Annotated in this window: 23 protein-coding genes; 6 read left to right on the forward strand and 17 right to left on the reverse strand. The window is 36.5% G+C overall.

From position 1 onward, the window contains the following. Positions 1-1,008 precede the first annotated feature (1,008 nt). From ACN1CD_RS14805 to ettA, 4 genes are all read left to right on the forward strand, one after another. Positions 1,009-1,329, forward strand: coding sequence for a hypothetical protein (locus tag ACN1CD_RS14805; RefSeq protein WP_419131160.1), 321 nt, complete (start codon positions 1,009-1,011; stop codon positions 1,327-1,329). Between the two features lie 56 nt (positions 1,330-1,385). Further along, the gene (locus ACN1CD_RS14810; protein ID WP_419131161.1) at positions 1,386-2,909 is read left to right on the forward strand and encodes a DUF4394 domain-containing protein; all 1,524 of its coding nucleotides are present in this window, start codon (positions 1,386-1,388) and stop codon (positions 2,907-2,909) included. A gap of 200 nt (positions 2,910-3,109) precedes the next feature. Continuing rightward, entirely contained in the window at positions 3,110-3,502 is a 393-nt protein-coding gene (locus ACN1CD_RS14815; RefSeq protein WP_419131162.1) for a hypothetical protein, read from the forward strand. 297 nt (positions 3,503-3,799) lie between these two features. Then, on the forward strand, positions 3,800-5,479 hold the full coding sequence (gene ettA / locus ACN1CD_RS14820; protein ID WP_419131163.1) for an energy-dependent translational throttle protein EttA: 1,680 nt from the start codon (positions 3,800-3,802) through the stop codon (positions 5,477-5,479). 137 nt (positions 5,480-5,616) lie between these two features. On the opposite strand, the gene ACN1CD_RS14825 is transcribed toward ettA, so the two are convergent. The 6 genes from ACN1CD_RS14825 to ACN1CD_RS14850 all read right to left on the reverse strand — a co-directional run bounded on the left by ACN1CD_RS14825 (position 5,617) and on the right by ACN1CD_RS14850 (position 9,253). After that, positions 5,617-6,012, reverse strand: a complete 396-nt coding sequence (locus ACN1CD_RS14825) for a hypothetical protein (protein WP_419131164.1) — start codon at positions 6,010-6,012, stop codon at positions 5,617-5,619. Between the two features lie 18 nt (positions 6,013-6,030). Beyond that, a complete protein-coding gene (locus ACN1CD_RS14830) occupies positions 6,031-6,378 on the reverse strand; it encodes a hypothetical protein (RefSeq protein ID WP_419131165.1) in 348 nt (115 codons plus the stop codon). A 198-nt stretch (positions 6,379-6,576) separates the two neighbouring features. Next, positions 6,577-7,296, reverse strand: a complete 720-nt coding sequence (locus ACN1CD_RS14835; protein ID WP_419131166.1) for an SGNH/GDSL hydrolase family protein — start codon at positions 7,294-7,296, stop codon at positions 6,577-6,579. A gap of 25 nt (positions 7,297-7,321) precedes the next feature. Further along, positions 7,322-7,552, reverse strand: a complete 231-nt coding sequence (locus ACN1CD_RS14840) for a DUF1456 family protein (RefSeq protein WP_121948305.1) — start codon at positions 7,550-7,552, stop codon at positions 7,322-7,324. 133 nt (positions 7,553-7,685) lie between these two features. Further along, on the reverse strand, positions 7,686-8,990 hold the full coding sequence (locus tag ACN1CD_RS14845) for a DEAD/DEAH box helicase (protein ID WP_419131167.1): 1,305 nt from the start codon (positions 8,988-8,990) through the stop codon (positions 7,686-7,688). A gap of 47 nt (positions 8,991-9,037) precedes the next feature. Then, on the reverse strand, positions 9,038-9,253 hold the full coding sequence (locus ACN1CD_RS14850) for a hypothetical protein (protein WP_419131168.1): 216 nt from the start codon (positions 9,251-9,253) through the stop codon (positions 9,038-9,040). A 213-nt stretch (positions 9,254-9,466) separates the two neighbouring features. Here ACN1CD_RS14850 and ACN1CD_RS14855 point away from each other — a divergent pair, with 213 nt between their 5' ends. Beyond that, positions 9,467-9,940: a ribonuclease H-like YkuK family protein gene (locus ACN1CD_RS14855; RefSeq protein ID WP_419131169.1), complete on the forward strand. Its 474-nt coding sequence runs from the start codon at positions 9,467-9,469 to the stop codon at positions 9,938-9,940. A gap of 649 nt (positions 9,941-10,589) precedes the next feature. Next, entirely contained in the window at positions 10,590-11,057 is a 468-nt protein-coding gene (locus ACN1CD_RS14860; protein ID WP_419131170.1) for an SRPBCC family protein, read from the forward strand. Between the two features lie 7 nt (positions 11,058-11,064). Here the strand turns inward: ACN1CD_RS14860 and ACN1CD_RS14865 are convergent, their stop codons facing one another. From ACN1CD_RS14865 to ACN1CD_RS14915, 11 genes are all read right to left on the reverse strand, one after another. Further along, a complete protein-coding gene (locus ACN1CD_RS14865) occupies positions 11,065-11,643 on the reverse strand; it encodes a DUF4468 domain-containing protein (protein WP_419131171.1) in 579 nt (192 codons plus the stop codon). Positions 11,644-11,731: 88 nt separating this feature from the next. Next, entirely contained in the window at positions 11,732-12,748 is a 1,017-nt protein-coding gene (locus ACN1CD_RS14870) for a porin (RefSeq protein WP_419131172.1), read from the reverse strand. 36 nt (positions 12,749-12,784) lie between these two features. Next, positions 12,785-14,191 carry an ammonium transporter gene (locus tag ACN1CD_RS14875; RefSeq protein WP_419131173.1) on the reverse strand — a complete coding sequence of 469 codons (1,407 nt, stop codon included), beginning with the start codon at positions 14,189-14,191 and terminating at the stop codon, positions 12,785-12,787. 346 nt (positions 14,192-14,537) lie between these two features. Further along, a complete protein-coding gene (locus tag ACN1CD_RS14880; RefSeq protein ID WP_419131174.1) occupies positions 14,538-15,485 on the reverse strand; it encodes a TIGR01212 family radical SAM protein in 948 nt (315 codons plus the stop codon). Between the two features lie 207 nt (positions 15,486-15,692). Then, complete coding sequence (locus ACN1CD_RS14885) at positions 15,693-16,202, reverse strand: hypothetical protein (RefSeq protein WP_419131175.1); 510 nt, start codon at positions 16,200-16,202, stop codon at positions 15,693-15,695. Positions 16,203-16,204: 2 nt separating this feature from the next. After that, entirely contained in the window at positions 16,205-16,819 is a 615-nt protein-coding gene (locus ACN1CD_RS14890; RefSeq protein ID WP_419131176.1) for a hypothetical protein, read from the reverse strand. Then, positions 16,809-18,149 carry a PAAR-like protein gene (locus ACN1CD_RS14895; RefSeq protein ID WP_419131177.1) on the reverse strand — a complete coding sequence of 447 codons (1,341 nt, stop codon included), beginning with the start codon at positions 18,147-18,149 and terminating at the stop codon, positions 16,809-16,811. Before ACN1CD_RS14895 ends, ACN1CD_RS14890 begins: the two co-directional genes overlap by 11 nt. A 1-nt stretch (position 18,150) precedes the next feature. Then, positions 18,151-19,041 carry a hypothetical protein gene (locus ACN1CD_RS14900; RefSeq protein ID WP_419131178.1) on the reverse strand — a complete coding sequence of 297 codons (891 nt, stop codon included), beginning with the start codon at positions 19,039-19,041 and terminating at the stop codon, positions 18,151-18,153. A gap of 2 nt (positions 19,042-19,043) precedes the next feature. Beyond that, positions 19,044-20,849 carry a type VI secretion system Vgr family protein gene (locus ACN1CD_RS14905; RefSeq protein ID WP_419131179.1) on the reverse strand — a complete coding sequence of 602 codons (1,806 nt, stop codon included), beginning with the start codon at positions 20,847-20,849 and terminating at the stop codon, positions 19,044-19,046. Positions 20,850-20,883: 34 nt separating this feature from the next. Further along, positions 20,884-21,600 carry a hypothetical protein gene (locus ACN1CD_RS14910; protein ID WP_419131180.1) on the reverse strand — a complete coding sequence of 239 codons (717 nt, stop codon included), beginning with the start codon at positions 21,598-21,600 and terminating at the stop codon, positions 20,884-20,886. 8 nt (positions 21,601-21,608) lie between these two features. After that, on the reverse strand, positions 21,609-22,190 hold the full coding sequence (locus tag ACN1CD_RS14915) for a hypothetical protein (protein ID WP_419131181.1): 582 nt from the start codon (positions 22,188-22,190) through the stop codon (positions 21,609-21,611). Positions 22,191-22,340: the final 150 nt, after the last annotated feature.

Genomic DNA, 22,340 nt, shown 5'->3' on the forward strand with positions numbered 1-22,340 from the left:
GCCGTTTTTCTGTGGAAGTCAGTAGGTAGGCTGGGACAGTGCCATCCCAAAAAATTGACCATGCCGGTCTAAGAGCAGAATGAAGAAACAGTGGTTTGGCTTTGTTGGATATTTATAGCGATAGCTATATACATTACGCTGAACAAACTTTCATATACCATTATTTTCATCCAAGCACGTTATCCGGCCTAGCATGATTTCGCCGAAGAGCACAGTGAAATTCTTGCACAAACTTTTGTAATCCGAATAACCAAGGAAATATGCAGCGAGGGCGAGTCTAAGTAATGGCTAAGCCTCATATTGCCGCTATAAGAATTTTGATGCTGCTATTCAAGAAAGGATGCAAGCCTTGGGTTTTGTTTCTTTTTGCCAAGAAAAAGAAAGACGCCCGTCTGGCTAAGACAAAAAAAAATCAATTTTAAACAAGGAGTAGTCGTTAAATAAAGAAATTTATCTAGTCCTGCCGGACGGCCTCATTTTCTTTTGACACCAAAAGGAACAAAAGTGCCGGCTCGCAATTATTCATATAGTTTTATATTTTTAATGATATTCATGAGGGCTGCGCCGTTTTTCTGTTCAAGTCAGTGGTTTGGCTGGGACAGTGCCATCCCGAAAAATTGACCATACCAGTCTAAGAGCAGAACGAAGAAACAGTGGTTTGGCTTTGTAGGGTGGTTATAGCGATCGCTACTTCTCGACACATCGTCTTTGCGGGGAGGCACGACGAAGAATCTTAATGCGATCGCTATATGCTTTGAGTCGTAGCGAGACGCTACAATCAGATTCTGGGAAACAGTGGTTTGGCCTTGCAAGTATTAGATGTATACAATGATCGCTACTCATCTCTTTTTTTAAGAGGATATCTGAAAGGTAAGGTGACTAACACTGAAATCTTATAAACATAACTTTCATTTTAACTCAATCCATCACAATTAAACAATCCTTAAAAATCTAACTTATTTTTTTTTACGTAGATGCTTTTGAATCGAAAGAAATATAGCTTTTAATATGTCAGCACTTTACCAAAGGTTTTTCATTGTATTAATTCTGCTAACTGTTTTTACAGGCAGGATTTTTATATATGCCATGCCTTTGCCTAAAGCCACTAAAGAAATTTTTAAAAGTTCAGCTGGTGATTCATCAGAAAAATCTGAATCTTCTGAAAAGCAAAATCAATTAGAAGACAAAGATAAACTGGCAGATTTACTGCTCATCCGAATGAACGAAGTCGATTTCAATGATCTTCATCACTCCATAAACAGCCAATTCCACGGCATGTTTAATCTGATACACTGCCATTTACAAATACCTGAACAACCTCCGAAATAGATTTACCTAATACTATTTCAAAAAAATCCTTATTCATAACATTAAACATTAAAAACATGATTAAAATTAAACATTTAATCGTAGTAGCCATATGCGCTATTATGACCCCAATTTTATTTTCTGCCTGCAAAAAAGACCGAAACATTGCCCAGGAAATGCTCACTCCAGGACCAGACGTTAATTTTTATGCGCTAACATCCGATAGCAAATTACATCTGATAAATGCTAAAAACCCATCTACTATTACCTCTACAGTAAATATAAGCGGCTTACAAACTGGCGAAACCATTCTAGGCATTGATTTCCGTCCGGCCACAGGTCAACTATATGGTTTGGGAAGTACGAGTAGATTATATGTAATTGATCAAAGAACTGGTGTAGCGAGATCAATTTCTTCGACTCCTTTTATACCTGCTTTAAGCGGTACATCAGCAGGTTTCGATTTTAACCCAACAGTAGATCGCATTCGTGTAGTCACCAATACAGGACAAAATTTACGCCTGAATCCAGAAACAGGATCTGTTGCAGCAACAGATGGTGTAATTAACGGGGTAATTAATGCTAGAGTTTCTGATGTAGCCTATACTCAGAATAGAGCTGGTGCTACTGCCACAGTGCTTTTCGACATTGATGCTGCGACAGATAAACTGTATAAACAAGATCCGCCTAATGATGGAAAATTAGTAGAAGTTGGAAACTTAGGTTTCGACGTAGACGAAATGGGTGGATTTGATATTAATCCTGATGGAACAGCAGCACTTGCAGCCTTAAAAGTTGGTGGCATTTCTAGCTTATACACCATAGACATCAATAGTGGTAAAGCAGCTAAAGTAGGAAATTTACCAGTTAACATTACTGGTTTGGCCATCCCAACTGAAACTGTAGCATATGCTGTATCTAACAACAATGAGTTATTAATTTTCAACCCGTTATCAACCACGCCGACCATCAGTGTAAAAACAATCACCGGCATTCAGGGTGGTGAAAGTATTTTAGGCATCGATCTTCGTCCATTAAATGGTCAACTTTATGCTTTAGGTAGTTCAAGCCGAATTTATACCATCAATATGTCTTCTGGTGCATCTGTAGCTGTTGGTACTGCACCACTGAGCACCTTGTTAAATGGTACTCAGTTTGGTTTCGATTTTAATCCTACTGTAGATAGAATTCGTATCGTAAGTAATTTAGGTCAGAATTTACGTTTCAATCCAAATGATGGAAGTGTAACCGTTGATGGCAACATCAGTTTAGCAACTGCTGCCATCTCTGGTGCGGCTTACACCAATAATTTTCAAGGTGCAACTGCCACTGTATTATTTGATATTGATGCAGCAGGCGATAGATTATACAGACAAGATCCACCAAATATTGGAACTTTAGTAGACGTTGGAGCTTTGGGTATTAATGTAGAATCAAACAACGGTTTTGATATTGGTGGAACAAGCGGGTTGGCTTATGGCTTATTTACCGTTGGCGGAACCCAAAGAGTTTATAGTGTAAACTTATCAACTGGTGTTGCAACAGCTGGAGCGACTATTTCAAATGCAGCCAGAGGTTTTGCTTTAGGTCTAGGTTTTTAATCGATCGCAATTTTAAACCAAAAAAATGGCCACAGTATAAAAACTGTGGCCATTTTTCATTTCAGATGATAAACCTTGCGGAATATTCAGCACTTAGGACGTGCTGAAGGAAAGCTTATTTTGTTAGGGGTGATTTGATGTTTTTATAATTTTTTCATTGGCTCTTTACTGCCCACGTTCAGGAAAGTCTTGGTTTGTATTTGGATTTATTAACCGCTGAAATAGCGAATAATAAACCATGCGAAGATTTTAAAGATGACATAGAGGTTAACAATATTTATTTGTGCTTCAACTTTACAAATATTGGAGAATTATACACGAAAAACATTCCAAAACAGGCACTTGTAAATTGCAATGTAAGGATTTTAAGTTTTTTATTGAAATTGGTAATTCACTTAAAAACATTAATCATGAAAAATTTAAAAGAAAAAGTACTATCAAATGCAGAAATGAAATGCATTAAGGGCGGTTTAAAATGGACAAACGACAGAAGTGTTAATGTAGAAGATAGGCGGAATGATCCTAAGAGCATGAATGAGATATTGTCGTACAGACGACAATTAACCGCTAGAGAAATTCTTGCTGGATACTAATAACGGCTGATTAGAAAATTCACTCTTTAAACTTTGTAGCAAAAAGCGCAATTATTATAGTGTGAACAAATTTTCTGCTGTAGAAACAAAAAAGGTTCATTTGATTTAGAATGGGCCTTTTTATTGTCGGAATAACTCTCATAATTCTGTCACTAAAATGCAAAAACTGATTACTTTAAATAACTATTATAAATACAAAGCCCCATAAAAGATTGATTCTCTAAATTTTCACCAATCACCCACAGCCTTTTACCTTCCGCCTTAAAAAAGTATCTTTGCGCTTCAAATCTTTTAATTATGTCTGACGAAAAAATAATCTTTTCAATGGCGGGTGTAAACAAAGTTTACCCCCCACAAAAACAGGTTTTAAAAAATATTTACCTTTCTTTCTTTTACGGCGCTAAAATTGGCGTAATTGGTTTAAACGGCTCAGGTAAATCATCGCTATTAAAAATTATTGCTGGTTTAGATAAAGCCTATCAAGGTGAAGTGGTTTTCTCTCCAGGTTATTCGGTGGGTTACTTAGCACAAGAGCCAATTCTTGATCCGGAAAAAACCGTCCGTGAGGTAGTAGAAGAAGGCGTTGCTGATGTAATTGCAACATTAAAAGAATACGAAGAGGTAAATGAAGCCTTCGGACTGGAAGAAAATTATTCTGATCCTGATGCCATGGATAAATTAATGGCCAGACAAGGTGAATTACAAGATAAAATTGATGCTATAGGTGCCTGGGAACTCGATTCTAAATTGGAAAGAGCCATGGATGCCTTGCGTTGCCCTGATCCAGAAACTAAAATCGGCGTACTTTCAGGAGGAGAACGTCGTCGGGTAGCCATGTGCCGCTTATTATTACAAAAGCCAGATGTATTGTTATTGGATGAGCCTACCAATCACCTGGATGCCGAAAGTATCGATTGGTTAGAGCAATTCTTGAAAAATTACGAAGGAACTGTAATTGCCGTTACCCACGATAGGTATTTCTTGGATAACGTAGCCGGATGGATTCTGGAATTAGACCGCGGTGAAGGAATTCCATGGAAAGGAAATTACAGCAGCTGGTTAGAGCAAAAAGCTAAACGTTTATCTCAGGAAGAAAAAACAGAAAGCAAACGCCAGAAAACGCTGGAACGTGAGTTGGAATGGGTGCGAATGGCCCCAAAAGCCCGCCACGCAAAATCAAAAGCACGTTTAGCAAACTACGATAAATTAGCATCAGAAGATGGAAGAGAAAGAGAAGATAAACTGGAACTTTTCATTCCTGCCGGGCCACGTTTGGGTAATGTGGTGATTGAAGCGACAAATGTAACAAAAGCTTACGGCGATAAAATTTTATTTGATAACCTGAACTTCTCACTTCCCCCAGCTGGAATTGTAGGAATCATTGGCCCAAATGGAGCAGGTAAAACCACGCTTTTCAGGTTAATTACTGGTCAGGAAGAACCAGACAATGGTACTTTCCGTGTTGGGGATACCGTAGAATTGGGTTATGTAGATCAGATGCACAATGATTTGGATGCAGATAAAACCGTTTATGAAAATATCACCGATGGGCTAGACAATATTCAACTGGGCACCAAAGCCGTGAATGGGCGTGCCTATGTTTCTAAATTTAACTTTAATGGTGGCGATCAACAGAAAAAAGTAGGTATTCTATCTGGTGGAGAACGTAACCGGGTTCACTTAGCTATTACTTTGAAAAAAGGGGCAAACGTACTGTTACTCGATGAGCCAACCAATGATATCGACGTTAACACATTACGTGCTTTAGAAGAAGCATTAGAAAACTTTGGCGGTTGTGCAGTAGTGATTAGTCACGATAGGTGGTTCTTAGACAGAATTTGTACGCACATCCTGGCATTTGAAGGAAACTCTGAAGTATATTTCTTTGAAGGAAATTATTCTGATTACGAAGAAAACCGTAAGAAACGTTTAGGTGATGTAACGCCAAAACGAATCAGATATAAAAAATTAGATTAATACTTTCATTTATCGGTTGGTTTGGTGAGCCACCAACCAGTGAGTTAGCGATAAGTATAAGCCCTATTTCATATTAATGTTAAGCTTTGACAACTTTCTTTGGCATTTTGCCAGAAAGCTGTCAAAGCTTTTTTTATTTATTGTCCTACGAAAGTTGGAGGGAATGACTCAGGTTTTAAAGGTTGATTCGATTTTCTTTTACCTCTAAAAAAGAGATAAAGATTAAGAAATAACATGATCCCCAGGTAGATAGAAAAGCCACCAATTTTAGAACCTAGCGCTTCTACCAAATGCTGATAGCTATTAGTATAGATCGTGATCTTCATAATAAGCAAGGCAAATCCAATATTCAATAAATAAAAGCCTGTTTCAAAAAGTTTATTGGTAGCAGCAGCAATCTCTTCCCTTCCCTTAAAAATATCGAGCATATAAATTTTACTGTTTTTAAATAATGTTTTTGAAACGTATAGTGTTAAGAATAGCGCTACTGGTAAATAAATAGCATAACCGATTAAAATTTTGGTAGTTTCCATGACTAAATTTTTAGATTGTTATTTAATTAATTTATGAATGGTGTTGGTAAGCAAAAAAATATTTAAATAATGCAGCACAGATAAAATACAGATAATCACCGCGAATTTTATAGCCAGTATCTCTATCAATTGCAATGGCGAAGTAACCGTATCCCAACTTACGAGCGTCATGGTACAATAGCCAATGTTAACGAGGTAATAACAAACAAGAAGTGTTTTATTAATCTGCTGACATAGATCTAAATGATCGGGAATAAGCGCAGCGACGAAGATATTACCATTTTGATAGCAAATTCTCCCAACAATAACGATGATAAAAACAATCACTGTGATAAAAACGCTGTATCCTATTAAATTGTAATTCATCTTGATTCGATTTAACAATACCCAATTGTTTTTTAATGGAACAATGCTAAATTCAACCGTGAGACTGAACTTCCGTCATCAAAATAACTGCTGTTCCTATTACGATATAAAGATAAATATAACTTTCTGTATTTTCAAATATTATTGAAAGTTTAATACAAAAAATAACCCACAAACTTTCTTGTGGGTTAAAATGATTTATTTCTTTCCGCCTAAGGCCTGATCGATTGCTTTTTCAGTTACTTCTTCCATAATTTTGTATCCTGCTAAATTAGGATGTACACCATCTACTGTAAGCGCTGCTTTTTGTCCTTTACGCTGATCAACCAAAGGCGTCCAATAATCAAGAATGGTGAAATTATTTTTTTTCGCATAAGCTTCAATCATATTGTTTAAATCGACAATTTTTTCGGCTGGCTTAATACTTTTGTTCCATGGGTATTCGTAAATAGGCAGGTATTTACAAAGAATTACTTTGATGTTATGAAGCCTGGCCAACTCAGACATCGATTTAATGTGATCCATAATGCCTTCGTTTGTCACATGCCCTTTGTTACCGGCAATATCGTTGCTACCCGCCAAGATAATTACTGCTGCAGGTTTCAAATTAATCACATCTTGCCTGAACCTCAGCAACAATTGCGGCGAAATTTGTCCGCTTACTCCCCGATCGATATAAGATTGATTACTAAAATACTTCGGATCCTTTTCTTTCCAAAACTCAAATATGGAACTTCCTAAAAAGACAACCCTGTTTTCCCCTTTCACGGGGGCAGGCAAGGCAGCATTTTCTTTTTTATATTTAGATAAAGCAGCCCAATCATCAGAAAAGTCTTCTTTCTGCTTAGAATCAGCTTGTTGTGCAAAATTATTACAGGAGCATAGTGCGAGTAGCGCTAAGAATAAATAGTTTTTCATTGAAAACGTTTTAGGTTGAATAACACTATTTTTTCTCTTCTCTCGGTCCTCTCTTATAAATAACTAAGCCATTTAAAAAGTTCCGAAGAATCTGATCGCCGCATGGCTTAAAGTTTTCATGATCTTCGTTTCTGAAAATATCACCTAATTCTGCTTTGGTAACCTTAAAACCAACCAAATCACAGATGGTGATGATGTCATCCGTTTTAAGTGATAATGCTACTCTTAATTTTTTAAGTATATCGTTGTTGCTCATATTTTATAATTATTGAATTGTAGAAGGGTTGAGTGAGTGAATGTTTAAAAAGTTATTAGAGATTGTAAAGTTGGAAGGTTATAATGTTGCGAATTACCCAATGAACTAATGACAAATGAACCAATGAACTACCTCAACTCGCTATCTCCAGTTTAAGTTTTTTGCCTTTAATTTTTTCATTACTCAACACTTTCAAGAGTTTTTCAACCTTATCCCGTTTAACGGCGATGTAACTGGCAGAATCTTTCACCTCAATTAATCCCAAATCATCTTTTTCCAGTTCACCCTTTTTAAGGAACACCCCCACAATATCTACTTTGTTAATTTTATCTTTCTTTCCGTTCGGAATATATAGCGTTACCCAGTCACTCGCCTCAGGTAATTTATAATTTTTGGATAAATCTTCTTCCTGAATATCTTCTGGCAGGTATTTATAATTTTCTTCTGGCGTAAGCACAACATAAGCAGTTCCCTTCGCATTCATCCTCGCCGTTCTGCCATTTCTATGAATGTAAGAATCTTCGGTATAGGGCAATTGGTAATGCACAATAAATTCTACCTCCGGAATATCCAGGCCTCTGGCTGCCAAATCTGTAGTGATTAAAATTTTATGACTCCCGTTTCTAAATTTAAGTAACGCTTTCTCACGATCAAATTGTTCCATCCCACCATGAAAAACATTATGTGCCAACCCGTTTTCAAAAAGTAAATCACTGATCCGGTCGACCGTTTCCCGGTGATTACAGAATACAAGTGTATTTTTCGATCCTATTTTACTTAAAAGTTTAAATAGCGCATCCAGTTTATCTGCTGCAGGTGATGTAATCTTCTTCAGTTTTAAATCAGGCTTAATCTGTATGTTTTTTGAAAAATCGATAGCCACAGGTTTATTCAACTTAACAAAGGCTGGAATCTCTTCCATTTTAGTCGCCGAGGTGAGTATTCTTTGCTTTAATGAATAAAGTGATCCGATAATGTACGACATGTCTTTTTCGAAACCGAACTCAAGCGATTTATCAAATTCATCTAAAACCAGTGTCTCAATGAAAGATTCATCAAAATTATGATTTTCGAGGTGATAAGCAATACGCCCAGGTGTTCCAATTAATACTGCTGGCGGATGCGCAAGGTTATTTTTTTCTACCCTTACGGCATGGCCTCCGTAACAGCAGTTTACTTTAAAAGGCGTACCCATCTGCTTAAAAACCTGCTCAATTTGCAAAGCAAGCTCTCTTGAGGGCACTAAAATTAATGCTTGTACCCCCTTGACATCCGCCTTTAGACTAAGCAATAACGGAAGTAAAAATGCCAGTGTTTTGCCTGAGCCAGTTGGCGCAATCAATAATATATCGTGACCAAGTTTTCCTTGCTTAACAGCAGCTTCCTGCATTTCATTAAGCGCAGTAATGTTTAATCTTTTTAAGGCATTTTCTATCATTATGCCAAAGATAAACATTTAATAAACCTGCAAGAAGTTATAGCAGCTTAGAACTTGAAAAACTTTGTTTTAAATCTTCTGATTAAAGAAAAATTTAAGCCTTTCTCTAAAAGCAATAACATTTTTCCCCTGTTCAAAACAGAAGAATGTACCTGCTCCGTAACCTGATCTACAGAAGACCTGAATCTGTCGGTAAAATCATCAAATTTGTTGGCTCTACTATTTTGTAACAACTGAAGTTCTTGAATTAGTTCGGCTCTCATAATATTTCTGTTTTAGGTTAACAATATAATATTAACGACATGCTGAAAAATTTGTTTCATAAACCTGCAATCAATCTCACTACAAATAACTAACTTGTTGATAACTAAATATTTGTTAGCAAATAAACAACTTAACATTAACACACATTTAATTTATAGCACTTATTTTTATAAAAACCTGATTACCATTTATTAACCCCAATAAAACTGTGTATGACCTGGAAAAAATTTAGTGGCGAAATTATTCAATCTTCTATCCACGAGGAAATCGAAAAATCTATTATCAGAGAAACCGAAAATGGCTTCAAACTTAAAGTTTGCGTTGGAACCGACTCGCAGGTGAAGGGTGCCATTACCGATTTTGCAACCGTAATTGTACTTTTAAGGGAACATCATGGTGGCTTCATGTACATCCACCAGGAAAAAAGCACACAACAAGTAAGCATAAAAGAAAGAATGCTGGTAGAAGTACAAAAATCTATCGAAATCGCTTACTCCATTTGCGACCTCTTAGATGTTTATGATGTAGCGCTAGAAGTTCATGCTGATATCAATACCAATCCCTTATTCAAATCGAACAAAGCACTTAATGATGCGATGGGATACATTATGAGCATGGGTTTTATTTTCAAAGCCAAGCCAGAAGCGTTCGCGAGCTCTACCTGTGCAGATAAAATGGTGCATTAGAAGTTACGCATCTTAGAGTGACTGCGCACTTACTTTACGTTCTTTACGATTAAATTTCGAAAGAAATAAAAAATTTACCACCGAGGTCACGAAGTTTAACGCCGAGACAAAAATGAAAATACGCAGCGCTGTGCCTTTCTCTTTGTGTCCTTTGTAGTTAAACACTTTTCCGCAGCAAACTTCGAGTCTTTGCGCTTTTCACTTTGCGAACTTTGCGGTTAAATTTCGAAGGAAATAAAAAACTCACTACCGAGGTCACGAAGTTTAACGCCGAGACAAAAAATGAGAAAACGTAGCGCTGGTACCCTCCGTGCTTTTCTCTTTGTATCCTTTGTGGTTAAACACTTTCCTACAGCAAACTTCGAGTCTTTGCACTTTTCACTTTGCGAACTTTGCGGTTAAATTTCGAAGGAAATAAAAAACTCACTACCGAGGTCACGAAGTTTAACGCCGAGACAAAAAATGAGAAAACGTAGCGCTGGTACCCTTCGTGCTTTTTCTTTGTGTCCTTTGTGGTTAAACACTTTCCTACAGCAAACTTCGAGTCTTTGCGCTTTTCACTTTGCGAACTTTGCGGTTAAAGCACTTAATAATTAGAGGTTGTCCACAACAAAACACCTCAACTATTGTTAAGCTTAAAAGTAGAAAATTGAAAACATACCGAATAGAATTTACTCAAGAAATACCCGTTGATTTAGATACTGCCTGGGATTTCTTTTCATCGCCATTAAATTTAGCTGAAATAACACCGAAAGACATGACCTTCGATGTGACCACTCCTGATATGGCCAATACAAAAATGTACCCTGGCTTGATTATCACCTACAAAGTCTCTCCACTGCTTGGCATTAAGCTGAATTGGATGACTGAAATTACGCATGTAAAAGACAAAGAATATTTTATTGATGAGCAACGGTTCGGTCCGTTTTCATTCTGGCACCATCAACATCATTTTCAAAAAACTGAAAAAGGTGTGTTAATGAAGGATTTGCTCCATTACGGCATTGGCTGGGGGCCAATCGGCCTTGCAGCCAACAGCTTAATTGTTGAAAATAAAATTAAAGGGATTTTTGATTTTAGGTATAAAAAAGTGGAAGAAATTTTCGGAAAGGTATAGTTAATCATTACCACTTTTTTGTTGAGATGGTTTCGACTGGCTTGGCTGGCAATTTTACCAAAGCATCGGTAGCAATTGCTGTTTTTAAACTTTCAGCCAATTTCTCTACTTTTGCAAAAGCAGTAGCCTGAATATCTTTCCATTGACTTGCAGTTAGTTTGTCTACCTTTTTTTCTAAAGGTGTACCTACAGTAGTTGCGGCTACAAAATTGCCATATCGATCTCTTTGGTAAGGAATAAATTCAAAATCTGTTAGCCAGAATCTATATTTCCCATTTCTGGCTTCAACTGTTAAGTTATAGTTTACTTCGCCGCTTGGATGGCCCACCACCAACACCGTTTTATCAATAATTAATGTTCCTTTAGCAAAAATTGATGAATCTGTTGTTGTTACCGTTTTAATAGACTTTTTTTGGGTACTCACAAAACTCTTGCTTCGCTGAACAATTACATCTTTACCTACCTTCTGCGAATCGACAACCTTATAATAAATAAACTTACCATTCTCATCTGTAGCAAATTGTTTCTGTTGCGCAAATAAAGTGATCGAAAATAAAGTAATAACAAGAAGGAAGAAGTATTTCATTGATTTACGTTGAAGGTATTGTAATATTTAAAGTTAACAAAAAGCCGCCAGTATGTTGCTGGCGGCCTGATATTATAAACAACTAAATTTAAAAAGCATAAACTGCTGCAAGAGAGAACTGGCCAGCATTTGGCGCTGCCATTCCATTATCTTTCAAAAATGGTTTATTCCCATTGTGATCCAACCTTACCTCTGGAATAAAGGTTAAACCTCCGGATTTGATGTTTGCAGTGAAAGTGACAGCGGTATATTTATCACCAGCAACACCTGCCACTTCTTTATATTTAAAATATTCACCTCTCAATCCAAGTGTTACCGCATCAGCCACAGCAACCTGAGGATAGAGTGCTACACCAGCGTAACCACCACCATCATTATCAATATCATAATTAGCGGCATTTAAACCTAACTTAAATGCTTTTGAAATTTGATAAGAAGTGGTTAAATCTTCAATGGTTCCGTAACCGCCACTTCCTGCACCTGATAGTATATTTAAGTAAGCGGTCCATCCTTCAACAGGAGAAACCATTAACTGACCACCAATGCTTGATACCCCACGGGTTGCGGTATAAACATTCCAGTCGTTAAATAAACCAGCCATTAAAATTACTTTATCTGAGAATTTGTAAGTTGCTTTAATCCCGGCATTTTGGAAAGGACCATTGGTAAATAAATAGGAAGTTGAATAGTTAAAGTTGCCCACTGGCGAGATCACCTCATATCCAATAAACGTTCCCATATAACCTGCTGTCATTGAGAATTTTTCAGTAAAATCGTAATTTACATACAAATTTTGAATATGAAAAGAAGAAACATCTTCTGCTGCATTTAGTAATGATTGCGCCTGACCGCGGGGACCAAAAGATAGTTCTCCAACGAATGATGCTTTTCCCGTTTTCTTTTTAAGCACCAGATCGATCATCCCTAACGATACAGAATTATGATCTGAGGCGAAGGAGGTTTTAATATTTGGCTGCTTTGCAAAATCATACTTAAAATAAGTATCAACAGATCCTGAAATTTCAAGTGGTGAGGTTGGTGCCTCTTGAGCGAGGGCACACGTAGTGCTGGCCATAGCAACTATAGCAATTAAAAATTTCTTCATGTTTGAGCTATTTGGGTTTAGATATAAGTTTCTTGCTTAAGAAATTGGTTCGGTAAGCGGACTGTTTCTTTCAATATAAATCGCTCTTTCTTCTACTAATAAAGTACCTTGAGAATATTTTTCATTGTGCTGCGACTCATCAAGACCCATTTCTTCTTCTTCTTCTGATACACGAATTGGCTGAATCAGGTTAATAAATTTGAAAATGATAAATGATACTACAAAGCTGAATATAATTACAATTGCAGCACCTTTAACCTGCGTAAAGAAAAACGCCGGATTGCCATAGAATAAACCATCAGCACCTAAGCTATTCACAGTTTTAGTTGCAAAAACACCAGTCAAAATCATCCCTACAATACCACCAACACCATGACATGGAAATACATCTAAAGTATCATCTAAGCTAGTTTTTTGTTTCCATGAAACAACCAGATTAGAAATTACCGCAGCAATAACCCCAATAAATATACTTGATGGAATGCTTACAAAACCCGCACCTGGTGTAATGGCCACTAAACCTACAACGGCACCAATACAGAAACCTAAAACAGATGGTTTTTTACCTCTTGCCACATCAAAGAACATCCACGATAAACCAGCAGCTCCGGCAGCAGTATTAGTGGTTAAGAAAGCTGAAACCGCTAAGCTACTTGCGCCTAACGCAGAACCTGCGTTAAAACCGAACCAACCGAACCATAATAAACCTGTACCAATTAATACATAAGGTATATTTGCAGGTGGAACTTCTTTATGCTCCATGTGCGATTTTCTACGCTTTAATACTAAAGCACCAGCCAATGCGGCCATACCTGCAGAGATGTGCACCACAGTGCCACCAGCAAAATCTAGCACTCCCATTTTCAACAAGAAACCTTCTGGGTGCCATGTCCAATGTGCCAACGGCGAATAAACGAATACTGCAAATAATACAATAAATAAGATATAAGAGGTAAAACGAATCCGTTCAGCAACTGCTCCAACAACCAAACCTGGTGTAATGATGGCGAACATTAATTGAAACACAGCAAATAAGGATAGCGGAATAGTTAAATCCGATCCACCTTGCAAATGCGGCGCGCCCGAATTAACGTTCTTGAAAAACAAGAAGGTTGAAGGGTTTCCTATAAACCCACCAATGGTGTCGCCAAATGCTAAGCTGAAGCCTACAACAATCCAAAGCACAGTAATTACGCCTGCGGCAACTACACTTTTAATCATTGTTGAGAGTACGTTTTTTCTATGAACCATACCGCCATAGAAAAAAGCTAAGCCTGGTGTCATTAAAAATACTAATGCCGCAGCAATTAAAATAAACGCCATATCCGGACCACTGTATTTACCCTCATCAAAATTTGGAAGGAGTGGAATAAATAAGGCGAAAATCGCGACGATTAATAAAATCGCGAAAGGCGCATACTGTTTTAAGGAAAGTTTAATCATCTTTTTTAGCTTAATTTGTTTGTCCGATACAAATAGTTGAATTATTGTCAATTTATTTTCATAAAAATACGACATATTGTAAATTTTACATCACAAAATGAAAATTTTCTAACAAAAACATAACATTTTTATAAAACCACTCAAATTAAACCCAATTAAATACAAATTCATGAAAATACTACTGATATTGGTAGCAGTTTTTGATAAAAACAAAATTCATGAATTTAGTTAAACTACCTAAATTGAGGTACATTTTACGAAAATTCATGACAAAAAAGATCTACAAACGCAAAAAACCTATGAAAAATCAGAGGTTTTTATATTTTTTTCAATGAAATATGAATTATTAGACAAAATATCGAGATCCTTGCACAACTCCTCTTTTTTCTATTTCTTTATCCATATAAGTTTGAATTGCAGATTTATTAAGCCCCCAGTTTGGTGCAATTAGCAGATCCCAATCAGAAACACCAAAAAGTCTTTGGATCACAATATCCGGACGTAATAATGGAATTAAATCGCAAAGTAAATCAGTATATTCTTCTAAACTGAAAAGTTTGAATGGCTCTTTTTTATACTTCGCTCCCATTATTGAACCTTCTACTATATGTAAATGATGGAATTTAACGAATTTAATCTGAGGGAAACGGTTAATTTCGTGGATATAGCCAAGCATCTGCTCTTTGGTTTCCCAGGGAAAACCAAAAATCGTATGCACGCAAAGATCTAGTTTACTATTCTCCAGAAGTTTTACTGCAGCCACAAACTCACCATGACTACAACCCCTGTTAATCTGATCGAGGGTTTCATCATAAATTGACTCCATTCCCATTTCCAGGTCAACATCAAAGCGATCAGCATAGCTTTCTAATAAAGCTACTTTTTCTGCATCAATACAATCTGGCCTGGTGCCCACCGAGAAGCCAACAATATCTTCTGTATTTACGGATAGGGCTTCATCGTACATCATTTTCAAATAATGTACGGGTGCATAGGTATTAGTATTGGGCTGAAAGTATACAATATATTTATCTGCACGGTAAGACGTTTTTGCCCTAAGCATCCCCTCAATCAATTGATCTTTGATATTTGGATTCTGCCTGGATGGTTCCGGCGTAAAAGAATCTACATTACAATAGGTGCAGCCACCAAAGCCCTTGCTTCCATCCCGGTTAGGACAAGTAAAACCGCCATCTACAATTACTTTAAATACGCGTTGCCCTTTATACTTTTCGCGTAAATGTGTACCGTAATTTTTATATCCCTTTATGCCTGAATCTACGAGTGTTCCCATTGCGGCAAAAATACGATTTTTGAACGAGATGTAAGATTTGAGAAGGTAAGATTTAAGACATTATACCAGAGAAGTGAGATTAGGCATACATTTGGCTGGTAGCGATGAAACAACTACTAAAAGAATATGTTCTAGTTTCTAAACTTGTCCTATTATATTTTCAAAATTTTGTTCCTTCTCAAAACACCCCTTTTTGTAAAAATACAATTATATAATTCTCCCTTCTGAGACTGGAATACTATTTTTTTCTATGAAGGTTTTTAGTTCAATACTGAATTTAGATAATTTTTCTATGTAACCTTTTTCCATACCTAAATTGACACAATTAAAACGGTATCCATCTTTAAAGGTGATATGAAAAGCAGCATCCTGAATTTTAATGAATGCAATTTCCATGGCCTGATAATTCTTTATCAATTTATTTTCAATCGATGATATAGTTAAATGATCTTCATAAAGATTAAGATATCCATAATCTGTAAACTTTATAATTAATAACCAGCCCAATAATCCCCATGGAATAAATATGATTATGAGCAAAGTTATTATTGACATTTTTGCAGGATTTACGCCAATCAGGCTATCTATAGAACTTTGAAAAACAAAAGAGAGAATTACGCAAATTAAATAACCACCAAAGATCAGAAAACCGATAAGAAGAGCTTTCCCTAAAGAAACAGGCAGCCTGAGTTTGATTGATGCAGTAAGATTATCCATAATTAAAAAAATACCAATATTAAATGATAAATAAAAACAATAAAAAAAGTAATAATATATGCTTTATTATTTTGAAGTCCGACAAAAGCTCCAGTAAAAAGTAGCAGATTAAAAATCATTATAAAAAACAATATTAATCTACCAATCTGCTTATGAAGAACATACTGTATAACATCTGCCTGATAGGACAACCTATTAAAAGGCTCCGACTCTAGATGCAAGTATATATATAATGATGAATTGGTATCTTTGTGCTTATTAAATATTGAATAAAAATAAGCAATTCGTTCTTTTTCACTCTTCAATACCGGATTTAACCAATAAATATCTTTCGAAATGGTTCCAGGAGGAGGATCTCTGTAAATTTCCTTTACTTTATTATTTATAAAGAGACCAGCAATACCTGAATAAGTACCCTCAAGATAATTATCATATCCCTTAAGTTTGTGTCTATAAACAACAGTAGATCTTGCACCACGACTTATCTTTTTGGATTCAATTAAAACCGCTTTATTAATAACAAGATTTTTTTCCAAAGATCCCTTTTTATTCATAATAAATATAAAAAGAGCAATTGGAATAATAACGGATAAAATGGCACATATTTTATACTTCATCTTCAAGTACTGTTATAGCATTTCTTGCTGCTGATTCAGAATTATTTAAAGCATTTTGCAAATCTTTTAAATCATCGGCAATTATCCAATTACCACAGGCTCTAACCAAGTCAAGTACAGCATTCGTGCCAATCCCTTTTGCTATATTAAACCCGTATTTGCCGGCAAATGCACTAAAAGAACCTTTTAATATAGAACTATTATTAAACTGCGTCGAGTTTGTAGTAATTGTTGATGATCTTATAGTCTCAGTTGTATTTGGAGTAACCCTTACATAATCCACATTTTGGACACTAATAGAATTAACACCTGTTCTCGCAGGGCTAGAGCCCAGAATCTGATTTGAAGAAACGGTTGTTTGTTGAGAATAAGTTGTACCAGGAGCTGATACCCCACCGTTAGAATTAGCTATGAAAACGTTACTCGAACTACTAGTCTGCGTAACCTGCACAGACCTATTTAAATCAGAAACCTGGCTTTTAGAAATATCGGTTGCACTACCTAAAGCATCTGTTGGAGCCCCTAAATTTTTATTTGTTGCCATATCTGTTATATCATCTATCTGATTATAACCATTATCTCCCTGGGCATAAGCATCACCAGTGATATACTTATCTATCCCCGTTGCATCCTTTGCCCAATCATATAATGAATTTACACCATACGATGCTCCACCTACTCCAGCCATACCTGCAAGGTGTAAACTTCCAGAGAGAGCTCCGTAAGTAACGAATGTTCCTTTAACTGCTATTATTGATGTAGTTAAAGCTGAAATTGTTACGCCTGCAATATAAGCTATTGATGCTATGGCAGCTACACTGGCAATTGCTTTACTCCGGTTTAGTGATGCCATTGCCTCTGCCGCTTCCTTTGAATAAAGTATTTGTACGGACCCACCTAATAAACATGGAACTATAGATTTATCAATAAGTGCTTTTTTATCTTCAAAAGTAACTCTTGGATGTACCGGAGTCCAATCCTTAGGCATCGTAAGCATTGCACAAATACAGGGCATCATAGCAGCATTAAGCCCCATAGCCGCTCCGCCAACCGCACCAGCAGCCAACATTGCTCCGAGACCAATGGCCAATGTACCCCCAGAAAGAACTATTGCCGCAGCTACAATTGCAGCAACAATGACACCTATTATCGCTCCTGCAATTACCATTTTAGCGCATACAAAATTATCGCCGGTGCGATCCTTGATAGTAGCAGCCAATCTTCCCTTAACTATCTTAATTGAACTCTGGCTATTAACTTTTATTTGTTGAGTTTTCATTCCATCTGAACAGACTAAGTAGGCTCTATCCGGTACATATAACGATCCCATATTATATCACTTTAATCTTATAAATCGATTCATACTTTAATTTTTCATTTGCTCTTTCTATAAAAACAGCATCGCACTCATTTATCAAGCCACTTGCTATATCATAGCTATATTTCGATGAGAAAGAAGTTTCATATAAAAATTTTGGCCCACACAACTCACTATACATTTTAGCATATAATTTCCCAAAATCTGAAAACGTGTATTTATCTATCACTGCAATATGATTAAGATAAACTTCATTTTCAGCTAGCTTAGTGCAAGATTCTTTTAATTCATAGGGGATTCTTTGATTTTGAAAAAGTTGGGAAAAAATATCCCCACTATAAACTATAGAATCTTGAGATATTTTTTTTCCCCCAAATACAGGCGCAAAAAACAAATTATAAATCAAGCTTTCTTGTATAGAATTTAAACTATTATTAAACTGAATATCTCCATTCCTAAGCACTTCTTTGTCTTGGTCTGATGATTGTAAAGGAGTCAGAACATCCTGCTTTATTTCATTCCACCTTTCTAAAATTTCTCCTTGGTTCAACACAGCATCAACCCTTCCTCTTTCATTTAATTGTAACACAAGTTTAGCCATAGGATAATTAAAAGCTTTAGCAAATTCAACCATATCATTAAATCCAGGATTTGCATTTAAAACTTCATGAGATTCTATTTCAACATCAACAATTATACCTAATGTATTTTTTTTTATGGATTTAACTATCCAAATCATATCTGTTTTAACATCTGTAACTTTTTGACCTAGTGCATAAAAGCAAATATGATTTTGAACCATAAATCGTTTGTTTAAGTTTTCATTCTCTTTTAAAAATAATTTTACTTGATCAGAATTAGTACTATTCTCTGTTTCCTCATCAAAAAATTTAAATCTGCTCATAATTAATTAATATCTACTTGGCTACCTGTTATTGTTTGTGTACTTTTTGAAGTTTGCGATAATGTTGCATCGGTACATACTATTATCGTTCCTTTTGATTCAAGGTTATAAGTAGAACTGCCAAGGTTTAAGGCCGTAGTGCCATTTAAGCCAATATTAACTGCATCCCCAGGTTTATTTCCTGCATTGGCATTAATTACCTGAGTACCCTGAATATTAATAATTTTTCCGACAATATCAATCGTTCCATCCTTTTTTAAGGTGATGCTGCTATCGCCCGTTCTGATTACGATTGTTTCGGCAGATTCTGCCGTAATCTGACCCGGTCCGTTTTCAACCTTCACAAAATTAGCGCCGTTTGTCCCCAAATTTAGTGCGTGGTTTAAATCATCAAAAGTTAACGCACTTCCCTTTCTGGAGGTTAACCCTTTCGTATTACTATTCTTAAAACCTGCGCTATCACCACTCTTCCCATGGTACACACTACCAATCACCACTGGCCGCGCCACATTACCTTCTTCAAAGGCAATCACCACCTGATCTCCTTTTTCAGGAATCACATGAAAACCCCGGTTTTTACCGGTATCACCACTTCCCGCATTGGGACTCACCACCCTTAACCATTCTGTTGGGTCGTTGGTTTGGCACTCCCATTTAAACTTCACTTTAATCCTGCCCTGCCCCTGCGGATCATCATTATCCAGCACGTCTGCCAGTTGCATATCCGGACTAGGCTTATCATAATTTTTTACCAGCAAGCGTTCTGTTGTAGACACCAAACCTTCGAAGGTATTGCTGTATTTACCCGTTCCATCAATCTGGTGATTGATATTGGTGATCAGGAATTTACCCAGGCTTTCGGTGGCGAATGCAATCTCCTGCCTGATGCTCATGGTGATTTCAGCAATGGTGCCAATGCCCAGCTCGGCATTATCGCCACTGGCATTTACTTTTAACAGTTCGCTAATGTGTGCTTTCTCCTCATTTTCTACATGGCTTTTAATGTCACTTCCATTATCTACCCTGATTAATGACGGCTGATTGAAAGTTTTGCTATACATCAGGTTTGATGCCTTTATCGCATGGGCCAGATCAGGGTTGCCATCAGCCTTGCCACTACTTTCACTATGCAGCATTTCATCCTGTTTAGGATTATAGGCAAAACGTTTATTTTTGATTGGTGCAACTTCCATGGCATATTGCAGGTTGTGTACATCACGTCCGTAAAAGAGCGCTACATCCTTCTGCACATCCGGCTTCCCGAAATTCAGCTGCAAGCCATCATAATACAGCCATTCGTGATATTCGCCAGATAAGCGGTTCAGAAATGCCCAATCGCTTTCCTTATATTGAATCAGGTAATCGATAGTTGATTGTCTGGTTGCGTTTGCTACAATTTTCAAATCATTGGTCGGGGTATCTTTAGTGGCCAGTTTTACAATATCATCTAAATCTTTATCCAGATAAGATCCCAGATCTTCACCCCGATCGATTAAAATAGTTGGACTATAACCACTTACAATCAACACACCATGGTAACCATGGCTTTGTGAAAGTTCTACCTTGGTAACCAAACCGGCAAAGTGTTGCATTCGCTCTGGTGAATGTCCAAAGGATGCGGAGAGCGTTTTACCCACAAAATCACGACTATCATCTAAGTTGATTAACCCTGGGGTACCCAATTGGTCGTGGTTAAAATGCAATTCAAAGTAATGGTGTTGATTAAATGCCTGTACCAGATTAAAAGAGGCGAAATGTGTAATTGAAACATCTTCTATATTGATTTCTACAATAAGTTTATTTTCCATAATGAATATGATTATTGGCGAGCATTTTTAAATTTTATATTGATTTATAGATGGCAATTTTATAAATGCCCGGATAGAAATGTACCTCGAACGGTAATTTTGCAGTATCCCGCTTGTGCGAAGCATCTATAGCCTTTTTAGTATAAGGATGCACCTCTATAGTATTGCCTTTTTTTAAATAGCCATTACCGATCATGGTATCTATATCATTTGGTTTAACATGAATGCAACCATGCGATTCTGCTAACTGAAATATTTTCCTGGAAGCTGTCGCTGCTTCGTCTGTTGGCGTGGTATGAATAAAATCTCCCATGATATACTCCTTCCCATTCATTTTCCGATCCTTATTTATGTCTTTAAAATACTTTACTGAAACATGCCCAAAATCGTTAAACAGCCATTTTGTTGGAATGGGAGAATCCGGATAAAGTGTACGTTGATATTTAAGTACAGCATCGGCAACACCTTTCTGATCATTTTTATACTTTCCCCATTGCGCATTTACATCAGTCAACTTTTTCCAGCTGCCGTTAAATTTAACCATCACAACGCCACCATCAATCCTGATATCGGTTCCCCAGGCAATGCCAGACCATGCCGCATATTTACCATAGCTTACATGTTTTTCAATGCTTTTGATCACAAATCTTCCAACGGTAGTAGAAGTTTGTGCATGTCCATCGCCACCCATCTTAACATTAGATGGGCCTCCATGTGCATCAAATTCCCTTATTTTTAAAAGCGTATTCATTCTATAAATTAATTATATTTCAAAACCTCAACCATGATCACCTTGGACTGCTCAATTTTTTCGTGATCATTAAAAGTTAGTTTAATTGCAGTACTGGCAGAAATTGTGATCTGAACCGGCAGTGGTTGCTCGGTGATGCCAATCAATGGCTTTTCTTTTTTAATACTTCCAAAATAGCGGGTAAAATCTGCAATATGTAAAGAATCCGTAATGTGTTTTGGTACTAAAAAAATAGCGCCCGCCTGAATTGTATTGGTCGAATCACTTTTATGATATAGCTGTATCACAATATTTTTTCCATTATCATCTTTTGATAGATTATGCATCACTAACGGTAGATACTCTGAAAATTTCTTGTTTAAAATTATAAGATTGGCTTCACTAAATTTCGTTAACGGAAGCTTAGCAACGGAATCTATGTAAGTGAGGAACAGATGCGCATCACTCATTTTCTTATCATTTGCAACCTGAAGCATATATTCTTTTTTCTGAAAAGGTGCATGATCACCATTACAGCCTGAAAAAGAACCAAGTAGGAAGATTAGAAAAAAGATATGCAGTATTCTGAAATTTAAAGATGCGCTTATCATTGATAAAGGTTAGATGGGCTAATATAAATCCAAATATCAGGCCAACTTAAAACTTTATCAGTTGCTAATGAGTCACATAACTAAGCTTAAAATGTGCAGATTGCTAAAAAGATGCCCTGGCACACTTTTGAAATGAATATTTAATCTTAA

Origin of the sequence: Pedobacter sp. N23S346, assembly GCF_048515415.1 — a bacterium.
Lineage (GTDB): Bacteria > Bacteroidota > Bacteroidia > Sphingobacteriales > Sphingobacteriaceae > Pedobacter.

What these genes read in the sequence shown, in the direction of transcription:
- ACN1CD_RS14915 (WP_419131181.1), bottom strand. Translation starts at nt 22,190, where the DNA reads ATGATAAGCGCATCTTTAAATTTCAGAATACTGCATATCTTTTTTCTA.
- ACN1CD_RS14855 (WP_419131169.1), top strand. Translation starts at nt 9,467, where the DNA reads ATGACCTGGAAAAAATTTAGTGGCGAAATTATTCAATCTTCTATCCAC.
- ACN1CD_RS14870 (WP_419131172.1), bottom strand. Translation starts at nt 12,748, where the DNA reads ATGAAGAAATTTTTAATTGCTATAGTTGCTATGGCCAGCACTACGTGT.
- ACN1CD_RS14805 (WP_419131160.1), top strand. Translation starts at nt 1,009, where the DNA reads ATGTCAGCACTTTACCAAAGGTTTTTCATTGTATTAATTCTGCTAACT.
- ettA (WP_419131163.1), top strand. Translation starts at nt 3,800, where the DNA reads ATGTCTGACGAAAAAATAATCTTTTCAATGGCGGGTGTAAACAAAGTT.
- ACN1CD_RS14905 (WP_419131179.1), bottom strand. Translation starts at nt 20,849, where the DNA reads ATGGAAAATAAACTTATTGTAGAAATCAATATAGAAGATGTTTCAATT.
- ACN1CD_RS14895 (WP_419131177.1), bottom strand. Translation starts at nt 18,149, where the DNA reads ATGGGATCGTTATATGTACCGGATAGAGCCTACTTAGTCTGTTCAGAT.
- ACN1CD_RS14880 (WP_419131174.1), bottom strand. Translation starts at nt 15,485, where the DNA reads ATGGGAACACTCGTAGATTCAGGCATAAAGGGATATAAAAATTACGGT.
- ACN1CD_RS14910 (WP_419131180.1), bottom strand. Translation starts at nt 21,600, where the DNA reads ATGAATACGCTTTTAAAAATAAGGGAATTTGATGCACATGGAGGCCCA.
- ACN1CD_RS14835 (WP_419131166.1), bottom strand. Translation starts at nt 7,296, where the DNA reads ATGAAAAACTATTTATTCTTAGCGCTACTCGCACTATGCTCCTGTAAT.
- ACN1CD_RS14890 (WP_419131176.1), bottom strand. Translation starts at nt 16,819, where the DNA reads ATGAAGTATAAAATATGTGCCATTTTATCCGTTATTATTCCAATTGCT.
- ACN1CD_RS14850 (WP_419131168.1), bottom strand. Translation starts at nt 9,253, where the DNA reads ATGAGAGCCGAACTAATTCAAGAACTTCAGTTGTTACAAAATAGTAGA.
- ACN1CD_RS14810 (WP_419131161.1), top strand. Translation starts at nt 1,386, where the DNA reads ATGATTAAAATTAAACATTTAATCGTAGTAGCCATATGCGCTATTATG.
- ACN1CD_RS14840 (WP_121948305.1), bottom strand. Translation starts at nt 7,552, where the DNA reads ATGAGCAACAACGATATACTTAAAAAATTAAGAGTAGCATTATCACTT.
- ACN1CD_RS14825 (WP_419131164.1), bottom strand. Translation starts at nt 6,012, where the DNA reads ATGGAAACTACCAAAATTTTAATCGGTTATGCTATTTATTTACCAGTA.
- ACN1CD_RS14875 (WP_419131173.1), bottom strand. Translation starts at nt 14,191, where the DNA reads ATGATTAAACTTTCCTTAAAACAGTATGCGCCTTTCGCGATTTTATTA.
- ACN1CD_RS14885 (WP_419131175.1), bottom strand. Translation starts at nt 16,202, where the DNA reads ATGGATAATCTTACTGCATCAATCAAACTCAGGCTGCCTGTTTCTTTA.
- ACN1CD_RS14845 (WP_419131167.1), bottom strand. Translation starts at nt 8,990, where the DNA reads ATGATAGAAAATGCCTTAAAAAGATTAAACATTACTGCGCTTAATGAA.
- ACN1CD_RS14865 (WP_419131171.1), bottom strand. Translation starts at nt 11,643, where the DNA reads ATGAAATACTTCTTCCTTCTTGTTATTACTTTATTTTCGATCACTTTA.
- ACN1CD_RS14900 (WP_419131178.1), bottom strand. Translation starts at nt 19,041, where the DNA reads ATGAGCAGATTTAAATTTTTTGATGAGGAAACAGAGAATAGTACTAAT.
- ACN1CD_RS14830 (WP_419131165.1), bottom strand. Translation starts at nt 6,378, where the DNA reads ATGAATTACAATTTAATAGGATACAGCGTTTTTATCACAGTGATTGTT.